Consider the following 21731-nt stretch of genomic DNA (forward strand, 5'->3'; position numbering starts at 1 on the left):
CTGTGTTGAAGGTAAATTGTAAATAAGTCGGCTAATCGGGTCGCGTGTTGCGTGGGCCGGTCGACGCTTTTGGGGCCAGTAGAGACTGACTGGCTGGGCGCCTGCGGACGGCTGCGGGTTTCCGCGTCTGTCGGGTTGGCGGTAGACGTGTTTTAAGGCGCGATCCGCGGCGCTTAAGGATGATCGATGGCGCCCGGATCCACGTTCCCCGCATCGCGACGTCCTGCGAAGGTCGTGACGACGAACGCCGCCGCAACTGCGAGCAGCACGGAACCCCACGGATGCTTTCGAACGTAGCGGTCGGTCTGGATAATCGTTCCGGCGGCTGCGCGAGTCGCGTTCGTTTCGGCGCGCGCCACCGAGCGGCCGATGTTCATCGCCGTCTCCGCCGTCGACGGTCGCGAGCCACGCATTGCGTCAGTTGCCATGGCCACGTTACCGGCTGGCACCATACCGGTATCAGCGGCAGCAGCCGTTACTCCACTTTTCTGCGCGCTGCCCGCCAACACCGCCGGCATCGTCGAAGCCGCCATCACTGAAGCGAGCATCGCCCGGCTGCCCGGTGGCGGTGTGTCGTCATGCATGGCCCATGGTCCGCGTGGATCGTGCAGCCTTCCACGGGCCGCCGAGAACTCGGCGCCGAGCAGCAGCACGGCCGCCGAGAAATACAGCCACATGAGCAGCACCGCCAGCGAGCCAGCCGCGCCGAATGAATTCGCCATGCCGGCATGCGCCAGATAGAGCGCGAACATCTTCTTGCCTGCCGAGAACAGCGCGGCTGCGACGAGTCCGCCGACCATCGCATCGCGCCACTGCACGGGCGCATCGGGCAGAAACTTGAGCAGCCCCCCGAAGGCGACGGCCAGCACCAGCAGGCCGACTACCAGCTGTAGCAGATTGGCGATCACGATGTAGGGTGAATCGCCGAGTAGCCAGTTGCCGACGAACGTGATGCCGGCGTCGAGCACGAGCGAAACGATCAGCAGAAATGCGACGCCGAGTACCAGCCCGAACGAGATCAGCCGGACACGAACGAGCGCGATCACGCTCGACGTGCGCGGCCCCGTGGCGGGCCACACTATATTGAGTGCGTTGTTGAGCGAAGAGAACGTCGCGGACGCGCCCACAGCCAGCAGTACGAACGAGATGATCGCCGCGATGCCGCCGGCGCTTCCGCTGTGGTGGGCGTTCTGCACGATGGTCTGCACGCCGGCTGCGGCGTCGTCGCCAAGCACGCCATGCACTTCGCGAAACAGCTCGCCGCGCGCCGCGTCCGCGCCGAAGAACCAGCCGGCGACCGCGATCACCATCACCAGGGTTGGCGCCAGCGAGAAGGCGGCGTAGAACGCAATGCTCGCGGCCATCGCCGCGCAACGGTCTTCCGCGAACTGTTTGAACGCGCCGACGGCCCACGATGCGTGCTTGCGGGCGGCAGTCTGCAGCTTGTCGGTGGAAAGGGTATCCATGGCCGTCCTTCGTCGCGGAATCGTTGCGTCGATGCGGCGCCTGCCGGCCCGTTGCCCTGGCGTAGAGGCGTTCAGGCGTTTAGATGCAGTGCCGCAAACCGTATGCCTCCCACTATATCAACGCACGCCGCCCATGACCGTCTGGCCAGGTCAGATCAAATAAAACGCTTTCCTTAACACTTTTGCTCGTGATGCTGTCACGACACGGCAAACCACATATACTTTTGAGTACCCACACACAGGCCGAGGGCAATCATGCTCCAGATGTCCCGGCGTCAGTTCCTGAAGGTGACAGCGACCACGCTGGCCGGATCGAGCCTAGCCCTGATGGGCTTCTCACCGGACGCCGCGCTCGCTGAAGTCCGGCAGTACAAACTGGCGCGAACCATTGAAACACGCAATACGTGTCCGTACTGCTCTGTCGGCTGCGGCATCCTGATGTATGGCCTCGGCGATGGCGCGAAGAACGCGGTCTCCAGCATCATCCACATCGAAGGCGACCCCGATCACCCTGTCAATCGCGGCACGCTGTGTCCGAAGGGTGCCAGCCTGATCGACTTCATCCACAGTCCGAGCCGTCTCACGCATCCGGAATACCGGGCGCCGGGTTCGGACCAGTGGCAGCGCATCTCGTGGAATGACGCGCTCGACCGCATCGCGAAGCTGATGAAGGAAGATCGCGACGCGAACTTCGTCGAGAACACGGCAGACGGCAAGAAGGTCAATCGCTGGCTGACCACGGGCATGCTGGCGGCATCGGCAAGCAGCAACGAATCAGGATACCTGACGCACAAGGTGGCCCGCAGTCTGGGGATGCTTGCATTCGACAACCAGGCGCGTGTCTGACACGGTCCGACGGTGGCAGGTCTTGCCCCGACGTTTGGCCGTGGAGCGATGACGAACCATTGGGTCGACATCAAGAATGCGGACGTCATTCTGGCGATGGGCGGCAATTCTGCCGAGGCGCACCCGTGCGGCTTCAAATGGGTCACGGAAGCGAAGGCACACCGCAAGGCGCGCCTGATCGTGGTCGACCCGCGCTTTACGCGCACTGCATCTGTCGCTGACTTTTACGCGCCGATTCGCACCGGCACGGACATCGTGTTCCTAGGCGGGGTCATCAACTACCTGCTGACGAACGACAAGATCCAGCACGAGTACGTGAAGAACTACACGGACCTGCCGTTCGTCGTGCGCGAGGACTTCGCGTTCAACGACGGCATCTTTTCCGGCTACGACGCCGAGAAACACGGCTACCCGGACAAATCGACGTGGGACTACGAGCGGGGCGACGACGGCTTCGTGAAGGTCGACACGACGCTGCAACATCCTCGTTGCGTGTACAACCTGCTGAAGCAGCACTACACGCGCTACACGCCGGAGATGGTCGAGAAGACCTGCGGCACGCCTAAGGACAAGTTCCTGAAGGTGTGCGAAATGCTCGCCTCGACCGCGTCGCCGACGCGCGCCGCCACCATCATGTATGCGCTTGGCTGGACCCAGCATTCGGTCGGTTCGCAGATGATCCGCACGGGCGCGATGGTGCAGCTGCTGCTGGGCAATATCGGCATTGCGGGCGGCGGCATGAACGCGTTGCGCGGCCACTCGAACATCCAGGGGCTGACCGATCTCGGCCTGCTGTCGAACCTGCTGCCGGGCTACATGACGCTGCCGTCGCAAGCCGAGCAGGATTACGACGCCTACATCGCAAAGCGCGCAGCGCAGCCGTTGCGACCGAACCAGTTGAGCTACTGGAAGAACTATCGGGGCTTCTTCGTTAGTCTGATGAAAGCGTGGTGGGGCGACGCGGCGACCGCCGGGAACAACTGGGGTTTCGACTATCTGCCCAAGCTCGACAAGCCGTATGACATGTTGCAGGTGTTCGAACTGATGTCTCAGGGCAAGATCAATGGCTATCTGGCGCAGGGCTTCAACCCGCTTGCCGCTGCACCGAACAAGGCGAAGATGACCGTCGCGTTTTCGAAGCTGAAGTGGCTCGTCATCATGGACCCGCTCGCGACCGAGACGTCGGAGTTCTGGAAGAACCATGGCGAGTTCAACGACGTCGATGCGTCGAAGATCCAGACCGAAGTGTTCCGGCTGCCGACAAGCTGCTTTGCCGAAGAGAACGGCTCGCTCGTCAATTCCGGGCGCGTGCTGCAATGGCACTGGCGGGGTGCCGAGCCGCCGGGCGAGGCGAAGACTGATCTGGAGATCATGGGGAGCTTGTTCGTGCTGATCCGCAAGCTGTACAAGAATCAGGGCGGCAAATTCCCGGATCCGATGGTCAATCTCAGCTGGCCCTATGCGACTCCGTCGGCGCCGACGCCGGAAGAAATAGCGATGGAATTCAGCGGCAAGGCATTGGCAGACCTGACGGACCCGAAGGACCCGACCAGGGTGCTCGTGAAGAGGGGCGAGCAGCTCGCAGGCTTCGCGCAACTGAAAGACGACGGCAGCACGTCGAGCGGCTGCTGGATCTTCTGCGGCGCATGGACGCAAGCGGGCAACCAGATGGCGCGACGGGACAATGCAGACCCGACGGGCATCGGCCAGACGCTTGGCTGGGCGTGGGCGTGGCCGGCGAACCGGCGGATTTTGTACAACCGCGCGTCGTGCGACGTCAACGGCAAGCCGTTCGATCCGACGCGCAAGCTGATCGCCTGGAACGGCAAGACGTGGAGCGGCGCCGACGTGCCGGACTACAAGGCGGACGAACCGCCCGAAACCGGCATGGGGCCGTTCATCATGAACCCGGAAGGTGTGGCGCGTTTTTTTGCGCGTGACGCTATGGCCGAAGGTCCGTTCCCTGAGCACTACGAGCCGTTCGAGACGCCGCTCGGCTACAACCCGCTGCATCCGCAAAATGCGCAGGCGACGAGCAACCCGGCCGCCCGTGTGTTCCCGAACGATCGCGCGGCGTTCGGCAAGGCGGCGGATTTCCCGCATACAGCGACGAGCTATCGGCTCACCGAGCATTTTCACTACTGGACCAAGCACGTGCGGCTGAACGCGATCATCCAGCCGGAGCAGTTCGTCGAGATCGGCGAGGATCTCGCGAAGGAGGTCGGCGTGGTGGCGGGCGACCGCGTGAAGGTGTCGTCCAATCGTGGACACATCGTTGCGGTTGCAGTGGTCACCAAACGCATCAAACCTCTGATGATTGACGGGAAGAAGGTGCAGACCGTCGGCATTCCGTTGCATTGGGGCTTCAAGGGCCTCGCGAAGCCGGGCTATCTGATCAATACGCTCACGCCAGTGGTTGGCGACGGCAATACGCAGACGCCGGAATTCAAGTCTTTCCTCGTGAAAGTCGAGAAAGCTTGAACACGCGATAGGAGAACACGATGGCACTGCAATCGCTCGATATCAGGCGCGTGTCGGCCACCACGGTGCAGCCGCCGTCAGTGCGCGAGCCGGCTACGGGCAGCGTCGCGAAGCTGATCGACGTCACCAAGTGCATCGGCTGCAAGGCATGTCAGACGGCATGCATGGAGTGGAACGACCTGCGCGACGAAATCGGCACGAACGTCGGCGTCTACGATAACCCGCCCGACCTGAGCGAGCACTCGTGGACGGTGATGCGATTCGCCGAATACGAGAATCCGGATGGCAACCTCGAATGGCTGATCCGCAAGGACGGCTGCATGCATTGCGAAGATCCCGGCTGCCTGAAGGCGTGCCCTTCGCCGGGCGCGATCGTCCAGTACACGAACGGCATCGTCGATTTCCATGAGGAAAACTGCATCGGCTGTGGCTATTGCATCGCCGGCTGTCCATTCAACATTCCGCGCATTTCGAAGCGGGATCATCGTGTGTACAAATGCACGCTGTGTTCGGATCGTGTCGCGGCAGGCCAGGAGCCAGCGTGCGTGAAGACCTGTCCGACTGGCGCGATCGTGTTCGGTACCAAGGACGACATGAAGCAGCACGCGGCCGAGCGGATTGTCGACCTGAAGGAGCGCGGTTTCGAGCATGCCGGGCTGTACGATCCGGCGGGCGTCGGCGGCACGCATGTGATGTATGTGCTGCATCACGCGGACAAGCCGTCGCTGTATCACGGGTTGCCGGACAATCCGAAGATCAGCCCGATGGTGCAGTTGTGGAAGGGGATTGCGAAGCCGCTGGCGGTGGCGGGTATTGCGTTGACCGCGCTGGCGGGATTCTTCCACTACACGAGGGTTGGTCCGAACGAAGTGACGGAAGAGGAAGAACTGGCCGCTCATGACGAGGCGCGCCGGATCAGGGAGCGCGCAGATGAGACATGACGAACCTGGGTTGATTGTGCGTTACACGCCGAATGAGCGCACGAACCACTGGATTACGGCGATCACGTTTGTATTGCTCGCGCTTTCCGGGCTGTCGATGTTTCATCCTTCGATGTTCTGGATGTCGGCGCTCTTTGGCGGAGGGCAGTGGACGCGGATTCTGCATCCGTTTGTGGGTATTGTGATGTTTTTGTCGTTCCTTGTTCTGGTCTTGAGGTTCTGGCATCACAACTACCTGGATCGCAGCGATGTTCAGTGGCTTAAGCAGATCGATGATGTGCTTGCCAATCGGGAGGATCGGTTGCCCGAGATTGGGCGATATAACGCCGGGCAGAAGCTTTTGTTCTTCGTTATGGTCGCGTGTCTGGTTTTGCTGCTTTGCAGCGGGATTGTGATCTGGAGACGGTATTTTTCTTTCTACTTTCCTGTCGATGTGATTCGCCTTGCGGCGGTTGTTCATGCTGTTGCTGCGTTTGTTGTTATCTGTGGGATTGTTGTGCATATCTACGCTGCGCTTTGGATCAAGGGGTCTATCGGCGCTATGGTGAGGGGGACCGTTACCTATGGGTGGGCGCGGAAGCATCATCCGCGGTGGTTTCGGGAGAGTGTTAAGTAAGGGTTTGGGTTTGGGTTTGGGTTTGGGTTTGGGTTGGTTTTTGGTTTGTTGGCCTTTCCTTGTGTTCATGTCGGTCTATTGGCGTCGCCCCTGTGCGGGGCGGCACCTACTTTTCTTTGTCCCCCAAGGGGACTTCCTTCGGGGCGTCCTTGCCAAAGAAAAGTAGGCAAAAGAAAGGCGCCGAAAACTCCGCTCTTCCGGGTTGTGTCGCACGCGGGGAATGGCACCCCATGAAGTGTCGTCCCCGCGCCTCACGCGACACCGGTCCGCGCACGATCTGGTCACCCGCGCCCTTTAACCTGGCGACAAGGCGTTCATTCACGCCGCTTCGCACTGCGTGCGCCGCGGAGGGGGCAGGCGATAGCGGGACGCGGGCGGTTAGGTCAGCGATAGATGACGAACTGGGCGCGGCCGGGGGGGCGAAGATTATTGCTGGGCGGCGACGCACGTAGTGCGGAGTGGAGTGGATGAGCCCTTTGTCACGAGGTGTGCTGCGCGAGGAATCCGATCGTGCGCGGGCCGATGCCGGGTGAAATGCGATGGCGACATCTCATGGGGTGCCGTTCCCGGCGTGTCACACAGCCCGGAAGAGCGGAGTTTTCGGCGCCTTTCTTTTGCCTACTTTTCTTTGGCAAGGACAAAGAAAAGTAGGTGCCGCCCCGCACAGGGGCGACGCAAATAGACCGACATGAACACAAGGAAAGGCCAACAAAGCAAGGCAAAGCAAAGCAAAGCCCCAACCACCGGAAAGCAAAAACCAACCCCATCCAGACCAGCGCAGCAAAAAAACGAACTCCAGAAACAGCTGAAATGAAATGGAAGCAAACCATGGTGCAACGCATACTAGACCCAGGCCAGATCGAATCGCTGGACCACACATCGATCCCACGAAACCGCCTGCCCGAACGGGCCACAACGTTCTCGGCAAGAGCCGCGCGCATGCGCAAACTCGCCGACACAAACCCGATCGGCGGTTACGTCAGACTGATGGCAACGCTGGCAGACGCCCAGCAAAAGCTCGTAGAAAAAGCCGAAACCCCGATGCCATCGGAAGCGACGATCAAACAGGCACAGGAACACTCCATGCCGCTGATCCCCGCGCAAGCATCAAGCCAGGCATGGCATGGCATCCTCTACCGCCTGCTGGACAGCGTAGAAGCTGCGGGCGCCATCACACCGCCTCTCGCGAAAGTCCTCGACGCGCTGCGGGCAAAAACAAGACCGGATCTCGACGCGCAAGCCGACGCCATCCTCGCGTACCGCTACAACGAAATCGAACCCGCCGCCGCGCCGTTCATCATGGCTGCGCTGCAGGTCGTGTGGACAGACCTCGCAAGCCGTCTTGATCAACGCGATATTCCCTATGTCGACGCCCCAGGCGTCTGCCCCGTCTGCGGTTCGCTGCCGGTCGCAAGCATTGTGCGCGTTGGCGGACAGTACCAGGGCTATCGCTATCTGCAATGCGGCCTGTGTGCGAACGAATGGCACATGGTCCGCGCAAAATGCTCGAATTGCGATTCGACCAAAGGCATCGCGTATCACGGCATTGAAGGTGGCAACGAGGCGCTCAAGGCGGAATCGTGCGACGAATGCCACACGTATCGCAAGATCGGCTATCAGGAGAAGGACTACGACATCGAACCGCTCGCCGACGATCTCGCCAGCCTCATGCTCGATCTGCTGATGAACGACGCCGGTTATCAGCGCAGTGCGCCAAATCCGCTACTATGGCCTGAACTGCCGTCCGAGGCGTAAGCGGAGAACTGCGAGTGAGCGAAGTGTCGGGTAACGGATTGAATGCGCTGCTGGCGCGCGTGCCTTCGGTCGAGCGCGTGATGTCGTCGGCGGCCATGCAGCCGTCGATCGATGAATACGGCCGCACGCAGGTGCTCGCCGCCGTGCGCGCGACCCTCGACGACTTCAGAACCCACTTACAGGCGGGCACGGCGAACGCCTCCGCTGCAGCGCTCGACGAAGCCCGCATCGCCACCGACGTCGCCCGCCTGCTCGCACAACGCGCGCAAAGCCGGGTTCACGCCGTGTTCAATCTCACAGGCACAGTGCTTCATACGAATCTCGGTCGCGCACTGTTGCCCGACGAAGCCGTGCGCGCCGTGGTCGACGCGCTGACGCATCCCGTCAATCTCGAGTTCGACCTCGCGACAGGACAGCGTGGCGATCGCGATGACCTGATCGATGCGCTCATTTGCGAACTCACCGACGCCGAAGCCGCGACCGTCGTCAACAACAACGCCGCAGCCGTGCTGTTGACGCTATCCGCGCTGGCGTCGAAGAAAGAGGTCATCGTGTCACGCGGCGAACTCGTCGAGATTGGCGGCGCGTTTCGCATTCCCGACATCATGAACCGTGCCGGCGCGCGGCTGCGCGAAGTCGGCACGACCAATCGCACGCATCTGAAGGATTACGAGGAAGCGATCAGCGTGCGGACGGCGATGCTGATGAAAGTGCATTGCAGCAACTACGCGATCAGCGGCTTCACCAGATCGGTCGAGCTCGATGAACTTGTGCCGCTCGCCCGCGCGCACAGCTTGCCGGTTGCGGTCGATCTCGGCAGCGGGACGCTCGTGGACCTCACGCAATGGGGATTGCCCAGCGAGCCGACCGTGCGCGAAACGATCGCCGCCGGCGCTGATCTCGTCACCTTCAGCGGCGACAAGTTGCTTGGTGGGCCGCAGGCAGGACTCATCGTCGGACGCAGGGACCTGATTGCGAAGATCAAGAAGCATCCGCTCAAGCGTGCGCTACGCGTCGGCAAGCTGACGTTGGCCGCACTTGAACCGGTACTGCGTCTCTATCAATCGCCGGAATTTTTGCGTGAACGTCTGACGACGCTGCGTCTGCTAACGCGTCCTGCAGCGGAGATTCACGCCACCGCTAAACGTGTGATGCCTGCCTTGCAGCAGGCGCTAGGCGAGCGGTATAGCGTCGCTGCCGAGCCCATGTCCAGCCAGATCGGCAGTGGTGCATTGCCGGTCGACCAGTTGCCGGGTTACGGGCTTGTCGTGCGCAATGCATCCGGCAAACGTAGCGGCAGCGCGCTGCTGAAGCTGGAGAAGGCACTGCGTGAATTACCGCGTCCGGTCATCGGCCGTATCGCCGACGATGCGCTTCGACTCGATCTGCGTTGTCTCGAAGCCGATGATGAAGCGCGCTTCATTGCGCAATGCGTGGAGCTGCGCGCATGATCGTTGGCACCGCCGGCCATATCGATCATGGCAAGACGACGCTGGTGCGCGCGCTGACCGGCGTCGAAACCGACCGTCTGAAGGAGGAGAAAGCGCGCGGCATTTCGATCGAACTCGGCTACGCGTACACGCCGCTCGACAATGGCGACGTCCTCGGTCTGATCGACGTACCCGGTCATGAGAAGCTCGTTCACACGATGACCGCGGGTGCATGCGGCATCGACTTCGCATTGCTAGTGATCGCCGCCGATGACGGCGTCATGCCGCAGACGCGTGAACATCTCGCGATTCTCCAGCTGCTTGGCGTCACACGTGGCGCGATCGCTCTCACGAAGACCGATCGCGTCGACGCAGCGCGGCTTGTCGAAGTGCGCAATGAAATTGCTGTTTTTCTCGCGGCAACTTCATTCGTCGACGCGCCCATCTTTGAAACGAATGCGATGTATGCGGACGACGCTGGTGTCGCCGCATTGAATGCATATCTTCGATCGGCCGCGATGGCGTGGAACGCGCGTCGCGACGATGGTCTGTTCCGTCTCGCTGTCGATCGTGTATTCACGCTCGCGGGGCAGGGCACGATCGTAACGGGCACCGTTTTCGCGGGTCAGGTCGCAACCGGTGAAACGATGACGCTCGCGCCTGCGGGCGTTTCCGTGCGCGTGCGTAGCATTCACGCGCAGAACCGCGCGGCGGACGTCGGGCGTGCGGGCCAACGTTGCGCTTTAAATCTTGCCGGTATCGACAAGGACGCCATTTCCCGTGGTGACTGGATCGTGGATGCGCGTCTTGCTACGCCATCGGAGCGGCTTGATGTCGAGCTGACGTTGCTGCCGGACGCAGGCATGACGTTGCAACACTGGGCACCGTTGCACGTGCACCTGGGAACGACGCATCACGTCGCACATGTCGCGCTACTCGAAGGCGATGCGCTGGCGACGGGCAATCAGGCACGCGTGCAACTCGTGTTCGATACGCCAATAAGCGCGTTGCCCGGCGATCGCTTCATCGTGCGCAATGCGCAGGCGACGCGCACTGTCGGCGGCGGTCGGGTTCTCGATCCGTTCGGTCCCGCGCGCAAACGACGCACGCCGGAGCGGCGCGCGTGGCTCGACGCGCTGACGACATGGCTCGACGAAGCACGTCTCGAACCGCTGCTGACGCAGTCGCCGCGCGGCATGTTGCGCTCGATGCTGATGCACCTCACGGGCATGCCATCGCAGGCGCTTCGCTTGCCTGTCGATGCAATCGAAATTCCGCTGCACGGCAAGACCGCCGACGATGCGTTCATCGTCATGCGTCATCATTTTGGCAGCATGCAGCAGCGAACGATCGAGGCGTTGTCGAATTTCCATGCGCGCTCGCCCGACGAGCAGGGGCCTGACGCGGCACGTCTGCGGCGAATAGCGGCGCCGCTGTGGCCCGATGCAATATGGAGCGCACTGATCGACGCCATGATCGCGGACGGTGCGATCGCGAAGAGCGGGCCGTGGCTGCATCTGCCGGATCATGCGGTGACGCTCGACGCGGCCGAAGAAGCGCTCGCCCGTTCACTCTTGCCGCTGGTCGCGCAGGGACGCTTCGATCCGCCATGGGTGCGCGATCTTGCAGGTCAGCTAGGCGAGCCCGAAGAGCGCGTGCGGCTCCTGATGCGAAAACTCGCACGACAGGGCGATGTGCATCAGGTCGTGCGCGATCTGTTTTATCACCGTGACGTGGTGCGTGAGATGGCGCGCGCGGTGAGCGACCTGGCGCAGCAGCACGATGGTGCAGTGAGCGCATCGGTATTCCGTGACTTGACGGGCCTTGGGCGCAAGCGATCGATCCAGATTCTGGAGTTCTTCGATCGCGTTGGATATACTCGCTTCCACCGCGACGTCCACCTGTTGCGTATCGATAGCCGTCTGCTGGATGTGGTTTGACCGTTCTGTTGCGCAGCTTGTGATTTCTCACCGAAGGAAGGCATCCGTATCCGGTGGTGCGGCTGGGCTTCAAACCCAGTTGGGGGCGTCAGACGCTCTCTGGTAGGTTCGACTCCTGCTGCCTTCCGCCCGAATGGCCCCAAACTTTCTCACACCCTCGTTCTCGTCGATGCTCACGGACTCTGGATATTGTGCGGGTTCGAGGGAGGCGACGTGTTGCGGATGCTGGTTCCGCCTCGCAGAATTTCTGCTGGAAATATGGGGCAAACGCCGCAGACCGAAGATGCGTCGGCGGGACACACCGCTGGCAAGCAGCTAATGATGGGGTGAGTATTCCATGAAGAACTTCGACATCGCGCCAGCGACCTATGCCGGGATTCAAGCCGATATATTGGCGTTGTCGAGTCCGCGCGCCAAGCCGCCGTGCGCCACGTCAATGCGGTCATGACTGCCGCATACTGGCTGGTGGGCCGACGTATCATCGAGTTTGAGCAGGCCGGCGAGGGGCGAGACGTGGACAAACTTCAGACGGTGTCTGAAAAATCACCGACGCAGACGAGTCACCTCCAAATCCTGGATCTCGCGAAGCTCGCCGCATGCTTCCCACTTCCGTGGTCAGCTTATGTACGACTGTTATCTGTCAGGAATCCAGGCGCTCGCGCCTTCTACCAGACCGAGGCTTTGCGGTGTGGCTGGTCCGTGCGACAACTCGACCGGCAGATCGAAAGCCAGTTCTACGAGCGGATCGCGGTGTCAAAGAACAAGGCGGCAATGCTAAAGACGGCCGAATTCGCGGAGCCTCCTGACCTGGTGACTCCGGAGGCGGCGATCAAGGATCCCTTCGTCCTCGAGTTCCTAGCCCTTAAGGACGAGTACTCTGAAAGCGACCTGGAAGACGCGCTGATTCAGCGTCTGGCGGACTTCCTCCTGGAACTGGGCGATGAGTTCGCCTTCATTGGTCGTCAGCGGCGATTGCGCATCGATGACACATGGTTTCGCGTGGATCTCGTCTTCTTCCACCGCCGTCTTCGCTGCCTGATCATTATCGATTTGAAGGCTGGGCGCTTCGGCTACGCCGATGCCGGGCAAATGCATCTCTACCTCAATTACGCCAGGGAGCATTGGATGATGCCTGGCGAGAATCCGCCCGTGGGTCTCATCCTGTGCGCAGAGAAGGGGGCGGCCGAGGCACACTACGCCCTCGACAATCTGCCCAATAAGGTTCTGGCAGCAGAGTACCAGACGGTGCTGCCCGACGAGCAACTGATTGCCGATGCGTTGCAGCGTTCGCGGCAAGAACTCGAGGACCGGCGACGTCTACAAGGCGGCAAAGAGGACGAGTCGTGACTTCGCGAAAGGGGCGGTATATCTCGATTGGCCAGGCCCCTCCGGGGTGACGCGAGAATGCGCCGGTCGGCTCGGTCGCTCGAACGTTTCGCCTACTTTTGGCAACTGGCGTTTCGGTGCCACACTTGACCGTCGCGTCATTGGTGACAACCTGGCGGACATGATTCGAGCACGAAGATCCGTTGTCTGGGTGAAGCCGAAGTTCGAACCTCCATGCTGCAGCGTTGGACGCCGTCGGTAGATGACCGTTCTGCGCCTGTTGGCGATAAGTGGCATTCGATCCGTGCTCGTCGTTCGACCGACTGGGGAGGCTACTACGCAGGAGCGATGGGAGGGGCCGGGTGCCGTGACGGTAAGCCGCCGCGGCATGCACCTTCGCAATATGGGTAGGAGTATGGATAGCCACCCTCCAGGAATGCAGGAGCCAAATCTAGCGGGGCTTTCCGGGCGGTTGTTGCGGTCTTCTGCCTTCCGCCCTTGATTTTATTAGGGTTTGCGGGCAAACGAGAACTCACTCCGATGCAAATCGTTCCCCCGGTTCCCCCGAATTTCTTCATTGGAATGACGCTCTCATGCCACTTTTGTCGGTGAGAACATGGCGACGGCGCGCGAGCCGGCTCCGCGGTCTGCTTCGGGCATCCATCGTCCATATACTCTCGCGATCATCGTCTGGTCCGTGTGCCCCATTTGCTTGGACACCCACATGGGATGCTCGCCAGCGGATTGAGCCGCTTGCATCTCTCACTTCAACGTTGAGCGGAAAGCCCGATCGGGCTATGACTCGTACATCACGGAGCAGTGGATGCAGAAATTGGCCGCGTCTATACTGGTGCGGATATCAGTGAAGGAAACAGTATGCGGCGCGTGATCGTCCGGCGTTCGTCAATTCATGGCAAGGGTGTGTTTGCGATGCGATCGCTCGGGGCGGGTGAGCGCGTGTTCGAATATAAGGGTGAGATAACAAGCTGGCGGGAAGCCGTGCGCCGGCACCGGCGCGATGGGATCGAGGGGCATACGTTCCTTTTCGGGCTGTCGGATGGACGCGTGATCGACGGCAGCCGCGGCGGCAATAGCGCACGATGGCTCAACCACGCGTGCGCGCCTAATTGCGAGACAATCGAAGACGCCGGCCGCATCTACATTTATACGCTCCGGCCAATCCGGGCAGGCGAAGAACTGTTCATCGAATACCTGCTCTCGGTAGACGATCCTCTGGACGAGGGCGTTCGAAGCCAATACGCGTGCCAGTGTGCGGCGGCCGGCTGCCGTCGCTCAATGTTGGCGAATGCCGCTTGAACACGCCGGTTGAGAAGGTGAAAGAAAAACAGGTCAGCGCCGGGAACGGCGGTGACCTGCCACCTTCGACTGTCAGGATCGGCGCGGGAGTCGTTTTCCATCTCGATGTGCTGAAAATGGCGCTGCAGACGCAAATCGTATCCGTGGAAACCCATCGCGCGAACACGACGGATCAAATGTTGCTCGATCTTGAAGACGTGCAGTGACGCCATGCTGATGGGAACGGCAGAACAAGGAGGGCGGCCTTATGCAAACAAGGAACTTTGCACATTCCAGGACAACGGAAACGAATCTGCCGGCACTGCTCGACCAGCTCGAAGTGGCCTTAAAGGTGACACCTCCTCGCACGTCTGTCTGCCGGGCACTGTCGGCGTTGAACCGATCACTCGGCGCGGCCAGCGATAAAGCTGCTGCGCGGACCAGTCGGCGGGCACCTTCGCGACGTCGACGCGAAATGGTTGTCGAATCCTTGCCGCTATTTTCTTGAATCCGCGAGGCGCAGAGAAACCAATGAAGAAAGGAAAGACGAAACTTACCCGTCATGATGCCGAGCGCCTTTTCGAGGGACTGCCTCACGGGAACGTGAGAGTATCGAGCCGGCCGGAGAACCCATTCGAAGCAGGGGCGTTCGATGTGGTCGAGCGCGTCGACGACGAAACCAGACTCTGGAAAGACAACCTCATTACTCTTCCGATGGCGATCGAGTTGCCTGCTGGCTACGAGTCGGTATCTCGCATGCGCGAGTCGATGGCGAGGGCATGGCGCGTGAAGTGGGTGAGGGAAGGCAAAACCGAGGTTGTTACTGAGTTTCCTGAAGGATGGACAGCCGTTCGCCCGGAAAGCGGACCCATAGAGCTGCGAGATCCCTCCGGCGTGGTCCGCGCCTTATACGGGTGGGCCGAGGATGCTGAGCTCAGGATTCTGCCGCGGTATCTGGTTGAATCACAGGCGAACAGTTCAAGCGGACTAGGCAGCTTGCTTGTCCGTGATCGCGTGAACGGTCAGATTCTTGAGAGGTCGTCGATCTGGTCTGCCCAAACTGGTACGAACCATCCAGATTGGAGCAGGCTGTCGGCGTGGCTCAACTTGCACTATCCACAACATCGCGACCCGCTGCGGTACTGGGAAGATTGCGAGGAAAACATCCAGAGCTAAGCTATTTCTTGGGGCTCTATTCTCGCGTCTACTGCACCCGGTTCGACGGAGGCGGAAGCAAGGGTCATCGCTTGAGGGGGCTTCCGAGTTCGGCCAACTGCAGCCGTTCGCCCTCGTCCTTACACCGCCATTCAGAGGACCGTTCCGGTCAGATAACAGACGTCCCGCGCCTCAGCCTCCGCGGGAAGATCTGACACGCAGGTTTGGACCCGGATCCACGGGCAAGCAACAATCTCACAGTCAGGTTCGCGTGCCGTCAGGAAGCGGAATAAATCGTACGTTAGCCGCACCGCACAACGAATAGAGAATCAACCACTTCTGGTTGCAGCCGGCCGCCGCGCTGATTGTCGACAAGCGCGGAACAAATATTTTTCCTACCATTGCATGAGGCAGCCGCCTTCAGGAGATAAGCGGTGGGGAGCATTGCAGAGTGGTTAGCATCACTCGGCTTGTCCGAGTATGCCCAGCTCTTTGCCGAGAATGGTATCGATCGCTCGGTCCTTCGCGATCTCACGGACCAGGATCTCAAGGATCTTGGCGTCTTGCTTGGGCATCGCCGCAAAATGCTACGCGCTATCGCCCAACCTGGCGACAGCGCCGTTGCAATATTTCCAATCTCAGCCGCGCCCGTACCACGTGATGACGCGGACCGACGCCAGCTCACCGTCATGTTTTGCGATCTCGTCGGCTCGACTGCCCTCTCGAAGCGGCTCGATCCGGAAGACATGCGGAAGATCCTCGGCGCCTATTACCGGGGTTGCGCGGATATCATTACCAAGGCCGGTGGCTTCATTGCCCAGTACATGGGTGATGGTGTGCTGGCCTATTCTGGTTATCTACGACGGGCCGCCCGCGTCCGCCTTGACCCTGCGGGATGTGTTGCGCTCCAGTCTCATGTACAGGTTCGCCGCCACGATACCGAAGACGAGGTGAACGAACAGGCTGGCCCCGTTGCGCGCTTCTGCGAACCACGGAAAAAACTGTGTCATGCCGTAGAAATTAATCAGGTAAACGGCTGCAGCGAAAGCGCCACCCGCCAGTGAAGCCATCCCCATGCTCGAGTCAAGGTTGAATGACGTCATGATCAGACCGAGGATAAGCGCAAATACGATGGCAAGGGCAAAATGCACCATAAAGGCCGCGAGCACGATGCCAATTGAGAATGCTTGCGGCGATTGCAATGCGCCTCGTCCCAGAATGATCGCGGCGACCATGCGTGGGGGCTCCAGCAGACTTCCGCCCGTCGTCAGTGCCATCAGGATAACCCCTAGCGCCAGGAACACAGCGCCCGCGATGACGCCTGCCAGCACGGCTGCCCGCCAGTCGGGCTGGCCGTGTGTGAAATGATGGGAATCCATGTGAAGTTGCACAATTTCTCTCCCGATTGATTAGGATAATTCATTCTAGTCCTCCAGCCCGCGAGACTGATAGCGCCGCATGGCTATCGCCACCCCGACGGATGATCTTCGTTCTGGCGACGACGGAACGTCACCCGGAGTGCCCGGCGTGGCTTTCGGCGCCGGCGACCTGGTGCCTGGCGTAACGCCGTGGACGGGGTGGTCCGGAAGCCCGGGCCGGTGAATCGGTCGTGTGGTCGGGTCTGAGGGCATGATTTCCTCCTATGCTGACGTGACCGGCAACCGCCATCTTACTTCGATCGGAGACGCAGAACGTAGCGCCCCAAGCCCCGTATCCGGCTGCCTTCAGCGAAACCGCAGACTGCTGACGTGGCCCGCCGAGCGCGACCGCAATCGTATCCGTTCGGTTTGCGCGGAAGCGATCGACCAGAACGGCGGCAAAGGCGTAGTGTTACATAGCGGACTGTTCAGAGTGGACGGCATGGAACCCGGTCGCGGCACCACGGCATAGTCCCGGCGCGTGCCACCGCATGCACCTGTGCCTCGGCGCGGGTGAGGTGGGGCCGCATAGTCTGCAACCGCTAGTCAACGATAGAAGGAGGCCACATGTCACTCATCGTCGCAGCACGCTTTACGACATTCCCCGCCGCTGAAGACGCGGCGCAACGGCTCTTCAATGCCGGTTTCGTCGAGGAGGACGTCACACTGTTTTTCGTCAATCCGCCCGGCCAGCACGCACGTTTTCGGCCCGGCGGCGATACCAGCAGCGACGCAAACGCGAGGGAGGCGCCGAAGGGTGCCGAGATAGGCGTCGCGATTGGCGCAGCGGTTGGCGCCGTGGTCGGCGTCGGGATCTTCGCGGCGTTTTCGGCGCCGCTTATCATGTCGCTGGTCGCGGCCGGGGTGAGTGCGTATGTCGGTTCATTGGTCGGCGCGATGATGCGCACGCTTGAAGCCAGCAACGAGGAAACCCGTGATTCCGGCGTGCTGGTGGCCGTACACGTGTCGCCGGACAGCCAGTCGGACGCCGCACGGGTGCTGCGCGATGCGGGAGGCGCGGCGATCGAACGCGCAACCGGCCGCTGGCAACAAGGGCGGTGGGCCGACTTCGATCCGCTCAAGCAGCCTGTGCCGCTCAACGAATCCAGTGAGAAGCACGCCTGATTTGAAGGCGTTTTTCGCTGAGATTTTTAGCGAGCACGGAAACAAAAACGGCTCGGCATTTGTGAACTGACACCTCAAAGTTGGACAGTTAAAAGCTACGCGGCCACGGGCTGGGTCCTGAATTGCACAGGACTCAGCCCGTTTAGTTTGAGCCTGCTGCGCTCGTGATTGTAGTAGTGGATGTAGCGGCGCAGTCCGGCCTGCAACTGCTCGATATTGGCGGCGCGGTTGAGCCGGAAGAACTCGGACTTCAGTGTGCCGAAGAAGCTCTCCATGACCGCGGCCAGGCGTTAATCGGCATGAGTCGAAATCTATCGGTAGTAAGCGGCTGGCGCTCTGACGGGCGCCACAACAACTGGGAAATGGGCCCCGAGCGTCGCGCGTCGATGGGCATTGCCGATTCGTTGGTGCGCGTCTCGGTCGGCATTGAAGACGAAGCCGACCTGCTGACTGATTTCACCCAGGCGCTGGACGCAACGCCCGTCGCCTGAGGAACGGTCGGCGCAGGGGTCAGTGGAAGAAGAGTTCCCGCATGCCGAAGGTGTGATTGGCTTCGGCAGCCATCAGCACCAGCAGCACCAGCAGGCACAGGGGCGGTATCAGGATGGCGTACACCAGCGCCAGCCGCTCCCACATCATGTGCATGAAAATCGACACGATCAGCCCGGCCTTGGCGATCATGAGCACGACGATCAGCGCCCAGCGCAGCAGGCCCTGCACGTGGAAGTAATCCACCATGTACGACATCGTGCTCAGTACGAACAGCAGGCCCCAGATCTTCAGGTAGATGCCGATCGGATGCTGCTGGCCGTGCGCGGCGTCGGGCCGATGGGCAGGATCGGTGTGGTCCATGGTCTGCCTCACCACAAATAGAACAGCGCAAAGATGAACACCCACACCAGGTCGACGAAGTGCCAGTACAAGCCGGCAATCTCGACGATCTGGAAGTTGCCGTGCCCGGTGAACCCCGGCTGCAGGATCTTGCGTGCGATCAGCAGCAGGTAGATCACACCGCAGCTCACGTGAAAGCCGTGGAACCCGGTGATCATGAAGAAGCACGCGCCAAACTGCGCCGCGCCCATCGGGTTGCCCCAGGGGCGGATACCTTCATGGACGATCAGCTTGGTCCATTCGAAGGCCTGCATCGACACGAAGGTCACGCCCAGCAGCGCGGTCGCCAGCAACAGTGCGGCGGCGCGCTTTGCGTTGCGCCGGTAGCCAAAGTTGACGGCCATCGCCATGGTGCCGCTGCTGGTGATCAGGGTGAACGTCATGATGGCGATCAGCAGCAAGGGCACATCCACGCCGCCCACAGTGAGCCCGAACACCTTGGAAGGGTCAGGCCACGGCACCGTGGTCGACATGCGCACCGTCATGTAGCCGATCAGGAAGCTGCTGAAGATGAAGGTGTCCGACAGCAGGAAGATCCACATCATTGCCTTGCCCCACGGCACCTTGAAGGCTTCGCGGTCGGCCGACCAGTCCGTGACGATGCCGCGCCAGCCGTCAGGTCCGGCGTCGGTGGGCGTGGTGGCAGCGGATTCGGTGGGGAGCGTGGGCGTGGTCATGGCGCGGCTCCATACAGCGGCCCGCAGATGGCGGCGACGAACCCAGGGGTGATCCACCACATCGCCGCCAGCAGCACGAGCCAGACAGCCAGCAGGAAATGCCAGTAGATGGCGCACAGCGCGATGGCGCGCTGGGTTCTGAAGGGGTCCCCGCGCTGGAGACGCGCGATCGTCACGGCCCAGGCCACCAGTCCGCCCAGCACATGCAACCCGTGCAGGCCGGTGAGCAGGTAGAGGAAGCTATTGGAAGGATTGACGGTGACGGTCTGCCCGGCCGCCGACAGCATGCGCCAGGCGGTCAGTTGTCCGATCACGAACACGGCCGCCAGCACACCGCTGGACACCAGCCACGCCGCGCGGTGTAAGGTCAGCTGCCGGGCACGCTGCATGGCAATGCTTGCCAGCACCAGCGCGCAGGTGTTCCACCACAGCAGCGCCGGATGCGGGATCGGCTGCCAGTCGGGCTCGCGCATGCGCATTGCATAGGCGAACAGCAGCAGTGAAAACAATGTCGTTGCCACCGCCATGAAGACGATCAGGCCGATGCGGCTCGCATTCGGCAAGACAGGTGGCGCGTCAGGAACGAAGGAGCGGCGCAGTGTGGTCATTCGCGTGCCTCGCCGGGTTCAAGCGTCGGGTGGACCGGTTCAGGCGCCGTCGCAGGCGGCTGGTTTTGCGGGACGAAGTCTTCCTCGTGCCCCGGCGGGCTGTATTCGTACGCCCAGCGGTAGACGACGGGCGGTGCGGCGCCCCAGTTGCCGTGCACTGGCGGCGTTTGCGGCGTCTGCCATTCCAGCGTGGTGGCCCGCCAGGGGTTGCTGTCGGCACGCTTGCCGCGCACCAGGCTCCACGCCAGGTTGTACAAGAACAGCAACTGCGCCGCCCCAACGATCAGCGCAACGACGGTGATGAAGGTGTTGAGCGTCTGCGCCGAAGACGGAATGAAGCTGTAGCCCTCATACGCGTAATACCGCCGCGGCATGCCCAGGATGCCGAGATAGTGCATCGGGAAGTAGATCGCATAGGTGCCGAGGAAGGTAACCCAGAAGTGCACGCGCCCGAGCGTGTCGTTGAGCATGCGGCCCGTCACCTTCGGATACCAGTGGTACATACCGCCAAACACCACAAGGATCGGCGACACGGCCATCACCATATGGAAGTGCGCCACCACGAAGTACGTGTTCGACAGCGGAATGTCCACGCTCACGTTGCCGAGGTAGAGCCCGGTCAGCCCACCCAGGACGAAGGTGCTGATGAAGCCGATGGCAAATAGCATGGGCACGGTCAGGTGGATATCGCCGCGCCACAGCGTCAGCACCCAGTTGTAGACCTTGAGGGCGGTCGGGATGGCGATGATGAGCGTGGTGGTGGCAAAGAAGAAGCCGAAGTACGGATTCATGCCGGCGATGAACATGTGGTGCGCCCAGACCACGAAGCTCAACGCACCGATGATGATGATGGCCCACACCATCATCTTGTGGCCAAAGAGGCTCTTGCGCGCGTGCGTGCTGATGAGGTCCGACACGATGCCAAAGGCCGGCAGCGCGACGATGTAGACCTCCGGATGCCCGAAGAACCAGAACAGGTGCTGGAACAGCAGCGGGCTGCCGCCGGCATGCTTGAGCGTCTGCCCCATCGACACCACGGCCGGTATGAAGAAGCTGGTGCCGAGTGTCTTGTCGAGCAGCATCATCACCGCCGACACGAACAGCGCCGGAAACGCCAGCAGCGCCATGATGGTCGCCACGAAGATGCCCCACACCGTGAGCGGCATGCGCATGAGCGTCATGCCGCGCGTGCGCGCCTGCAGCGTGGTGGTGACGTAATTCAAGCCGCCCATCGTTGTCGCGACGATGAAGATCGCCAGCGACACCAGCATCAACACGATGCCCCATTCCACGCCCGGCGTGCCCGGCAGGATGGCCTGGGGTGGATACAGCGTCCAGCCCGCGCCGGTCGGCCCGCCTGGCACGAAGAAGCTCGCCATCAGCACCAGCACGGCTAGCAGGTAGACCCAGTAGCTCAGCATGTTGAGAAACGGGAACACCATGTCGCGCGCGCCCAGCATCAGCGGGATCAGGTAGTTGCCGAAGCCGCCCAGAAACAGCGCCGTCAGCAGGTAGATCACCATGATCATCCCGTGCATGGTGACGAACTGGTAGTAGTGGTTGGCGTCGATGAAACTGAACTTGCCCGGAAAGCCGAGCTGCAACCGCATCAGGTCCGACAACACAAGGCCGACCAGGCCGATGGAGATGGCCGTCAGCGAATACTGCACGGCGATGACCTTGTGGTCCTGGCTCCAGACATAGCGGGTCCAGAAGCTTTGCGGGACGTGGTCGGTGTGCGCGTAGGACATTGCGTCTGC

At 61.4% G+C, this 21731-nt stretch carries 17 protein-coding genes, 1 tRNA gene and 4 pseudogenes; 15 read left to right on the plus strand and 7 right to left on the minus strand.

What is annotated here, in order from left to right:
• Nucleotides 1–173: 173 nt before the first annotated feature.
• Nucleotides 174–1466 carry a YhjD/YihY/BrkB family envelope integrity protein gene (locus tag P3T16_RS07925; protein ID WP_429341816.1) on the minus strand — a complete coding sequence of 431 codons (1293 nt, stop codon included), beginning with the start codon at nt 1464–1466 and terminating at the stop codon, nt 174–176.
• A gap of 255 nt (nt 1467–1721) precedes the next feature.
• On the opposite strand from P3T16_RS07925, the gene fdnG reads away from it, so the two are divergent.
• The 12 genes and pseudogenes from fdnG to P3T16_RS07985 all read left to right on the plus strand — a co-directional run.
• Nucleotides 1722–4793: a formate dehydrogenase-N subunit alpha gene (fdnG, locus tag P3T16_RS07930; protein ID WP_429341817.1), complete on the plus strand. Its 3072-nt coding sequence runs from the start codon at nt 1722–1724 to the stop codon at nt 4791–4793.
• Nucleotides 4794–4813: 20 nt separating this feature from the next.
• A complete protein-coding gene (fdxH, locus tag P3T16_RS07935; RefSeq protein WP_429256030.1) occupies nt 4814–5734 on the plus strand; it encodes a formate dehydrogenase subunit beta in 921 nt (306 codons plus the stop codon).
• Complete coding sequence (locus P3T16_RS07940; protein ID WP_429341818.1) at nt 5724–6350, plus strand: formate dehydrogenase subunit gamma; 627 nt, start codon at nt 5724–5726, stop codon at nt 6348–6350. The genes fdxH and P3T16_RS07940 overlap by 11 nt, the downstream gene beginning before the upstream one ends.
• 828 nt (nt 6351–7178) lie before the next feature.
• The gene (gene fdhE / locus P3T16_RS07945) at nt 7179–8105 is read left to right on the plus strand and encodes a formate dehydrogenase accessory protein FdhE (RefSeq protein ID WP_429342048.1); all 927 of its coding nucleotides are present in this window, start codon (nt 7179–7181) and stop codon (nt 8103–8105) included.
• 14 nt (nt 8106–8119) lie between these two features.
• Nucleotides 8120–9556 carry an L-seryl-tRNA(Sec) selenium transferase gene (selA, locus tag P3T16_RS07950; protein WP_429341819.1) on the plus strand — a complete coding sequence of 479 codons (1437 nt, stop codon included), beginning with the start codon at nt 8120–8122 and terminating at the stop codon, nt 9554–9556.
• Nucleotides 9553–11475: a selenocysteine-specific translation elongation factor gene (selB, locus tag P3T16_RS07955; RefSeq protein ID WP_429341820.1), complete on the plus strand. Its 1923-nt coding sequence runs from the start codon at nt 9553–9555 to the stop codon at nt 11473–11475. The genes selA and selB overlap by 4 nt, the downstream gene beginning before the upstream one ends.
• A 35-nt stretch (nt 11476–11510) precedes the next feature.
• Nucleotides 11511–11603 (plus strand) — tRNA-Sec (locus P3T16_RS07960).
• Nucleotides 11604–11919: 316 nt separating this feature from the next.
• Nucleotides 11920–12822: a PDDEXK nuclease domain-containing protein gene (locus P3T16_RS07965; protein WP_429341821.1), complete on the plus strand. Its 903-nt coding sequence runs from the start codon at nt 11920–11922 to the stop codon at nt 12820–12822.
• Nucleotides 12823–13677: 855 nt separating this feature from the next.
• Nucleotides 13678–14118: an SET domain-containing protein gene (locus tag P3T16_RS07970; protein ID WP_429341822.1), complete on the plus strand. Its 441-nt coding sequence runs from the start codon at nt 13678–13680 to the stop codon at nt 14116–14118.
• Nucleotides 14115–14324, plus strand: a complete 210-nt coding sequence (locus P3T16_RS07975; protein ID WP_429341823.1) for a hypothetical protein — start codon at nt 14115–14117, stop codon at nt 14322–14324. The genes P3T16_RS07970 and P3T16_RS07975 overlap by 4 nt, the downstream gene beginning before the upstream one ends.
• A 304-nt stretch (nt 14325–14628) precedes the next feature.
• Nucleotides 14629–15273 carry a hypothetical protein gene (locus P3T16_RS07980; protein WP_429341824.1) on the plus strand — a complete coding sequence of 215 codons (645 nt, stop codon included), beginning with the start codon at nt 14629–14631 and terminating at the stop codon, nt 15271–15273.
• A 413-nt stretch (nt 15274–15686) separates the two neighbouring features.
• Nucleotides 15687–15794: pseudogene (locus P3T16_RS07985) on the plus strand (SAM domain-containing protein); the annotation flags it as partial.
• Nucleotides 15795–16109: 315 nt separating this feature from the next.
• On the opposite strand, the gene P3T16_RS07990 reads toward P3T16_RS07985, so the two are convergent.
• Complete coding sequence (locus P3T16_RS07990; RefSeq protein ID WP_429341825.1) at nt 16110–16631, minus strand: hypothetical protein; 522 nt, start codon at nt 16629–16631, stop codon at nt 16110–16112.
• Nucleotides 16632–17010: 379 nt separating this feature from the next.
• Between P3T16_RS07990 and P3T16_RS07995 the strand changes: the two are divergent.
• Nucleotides 17011–17142, plus strand: a pseudogene (locus P3T16_RS07995) (DUF1488 domain-containing protein); the annotation flags it as partial.
• A 95-nt stretch (nt 17143–17237) separates the two neighbouring features.
• Nucleotides 17238–17795, plus strand: coding sequence for a hypothetical protein (locus tag P3T16_RS08000; protein WP_429256022.1), 558 nt, complete (start codon nt 17238–17240; stop codon nt 17793–17795).
• Nucleotides 17796–17890: 95 nt separating this feature from the next.
• Here P3T16_RS08000 and P3T16_RS08005 read toward each other — a convergent pair.
• Nucleotides 17891–18076, minus strand: a pseudogene (locus P3T16_RS08005) (IS3 family transposase); the annotation flags it as partial.
• A 75-nt stretch (nt 18077–18151) separates the two neighbouring features.
• Between P3T16_RS08005 and P3T16_RS08010 the strand changes: the two are divergent.
• Nucleotides 18152–18286, plus strand: a pseudogene (locus tag P3T16_RS08010) (PLP-dependent transferase); the annotation flags it as partial.
• Between the two features lie 19 nt (nt 18287–18305).
• Here the strand turns inward: P3T16_RS08010 and P3T16_RS08015 are convergent.
• Genes P3T16_RS08015 through ctaD form a run of 4 tightly spaced genes read right to left on the minus strand, consistent with a single transcriptional unit; the run spans nt 18306 to nt 21722 of the window.
• Nucleotides 18306–18647: a cytochrome C oxidase subunit IV family protein gene (locus tag P3T16_RS08015; protein ID WP_429341826.1), complete on the minus strand. Its 342-nt coding sequence runs from the start codon at nt 18645–18647 to the stop codon at nt 18306–18308.
• A gap of 8 nt (nt 18648–18655) precedes the next feature.
• On the minus strand, nt 18656–19363 hold the full coding sequence (locus P3T16_RS08020) for a heme-copper oxidase subunit III family protein (RefSeq protein ID WP_429341827.1): 708 nt from the start codon (nt 19361–19363) through the stop codon (nt 18656–18658).
• Complete coding sequence (locus P3T16_RS08025) at nt 19360–19971, minus strand: cytochrome c oxidase subunit 3 (RefSeq protein WP_429341828.1); 612 nt, start codon at nt 19969–19971, stop codon at nt 19360–19362. Before P3T16_RS08025 ends, P3T16_RS08020 begins: the two co-directional genes overlap by 4 nt.
• Nucleotides 19968–21722: a cytochrome c oxidase subunit I gene (gene ctaD / locus P3T16_RS08030; protein WP_429341829.1), complete on the minus strand. Its 1755-nt coding sequence runs from the start codon at nt 21720–21722 to the stop codon at nt 19968–19970. The genes P3T16_RS08025 and ctaD overlap by 4 nt, the downstream gene beginning before the upstream one ends.
• Nucleotides 21723–21731 lie beyond the last annotated feature (9 nt).

Source organism: Paraburkholderia sp. GAS42 (assembly GCF_050436565.1).
In the GTDB taxonomy this organism is placed as follows: Bacteria; Pseudomonadota; Gammaproteobacteria; order Burkholderiales; family Burkholderiaceae; genus Paraburkholderia.

Excerpts from the sequence above, each read along its gene's own strand:
- P3T16_RS07940 (WP_429341818.1), top strand. The coding sequence starts at position 5,724 with ATGAGACATGACGAACCTGGGTTGATTGTGCGTTACACGCCGAATGAG.
- P3T16_RS08020 (WP_429341827.1), bottom strand. The coding sequence starts at position 19,363 with ATGACCACGCCCACGCTCCCCACCGAATCCGCTGCCACCACGCCCACC.
- P3T16_RS07925 (WP_429341816.1), bottom strand. The coding sequence starts at position 1,466 with ATGGATACCCTTTCCACCGACAAGCTGCAGACTGCCGCCCGCAAGCAC.
- fdhE (WP_429342048.1), top strand. The coding sequence starts at position 7,179 with ATGGTGCAACGCATACTAGACCCAGGCCAGATCGAATCGCTGGACCAC.
- ctaD (WP_429341829.1), bottom strand. The coding sequence starts at position 21,722 with ATGTCCTACGCGCACACCGACCACGTCCCGCAAAGCTTCTGGACCCGC.
- fdxH (WP_429256030.1), top strand. The coding sequence starts at position 4,814 with ATGGCACTGCAATCGCTCGATATCAGGCGCGTGTCGGCCACCACGGTG.
- P3T16_RS07965 (WP_429341821.1), top strand. The coding sequence starts at position 11,920 with ATGACTGCCGCATACTGGCTGGTGGGCCGACGTATCATCGAGTTTGAG.
- P3T16_RS08025 (WP_429341828.1), bottom strand. The coding sequence starts at position 19,971 with ATGACCACACTGCGCCGCTCCTTCGTTCCTGACGCGCCACCTGTCTTG.
- P3T16_RS08015 (WP_429341826.1), bottom strand. The coding sequence starts at position 18,647 with ATGGACCACACCGATCCTGCCCATCGGCCCGACGCCGCGCACGGCCAG.
- P3T16_RS07970 (WP_429341822.1), top strand. The coding sequence starts at position 13,678 with ATGCGGCGCGTGATCGTCCGGCGTTCGTCAATTCATGGCAAGGGTGTG.
- P3T16_RS07990 (WP_429341825.1), bottom strand. The coding sequence starts at position 16,631 with ATGGATTCCCATCATTTCACACACGGCCAGCCCGACTGGCGGGCAGCC.
- P3T16_RS07980 (WP_429341824.1), top strand. The coding sequence starts at position 14,629 with ATGAAGAAAGGAAAGACGAAACTTACCCGTCATGATGCCGAGCGCCTT.
- P3T16_RS08000 (WP_429256022.1), top strand. The coding sequence starts at position 17,238 with ATGTCACTCATCGTCGCAGCACGCTTTACGACATTCCCCGCCGCTGAA.
- selB (WP_429341820.1), top strand. The coding sequence starts at position 9,553 with ATGATCGTTGGCACCGCCGGCCATATCGATCATGGCAAGACGACGCTG.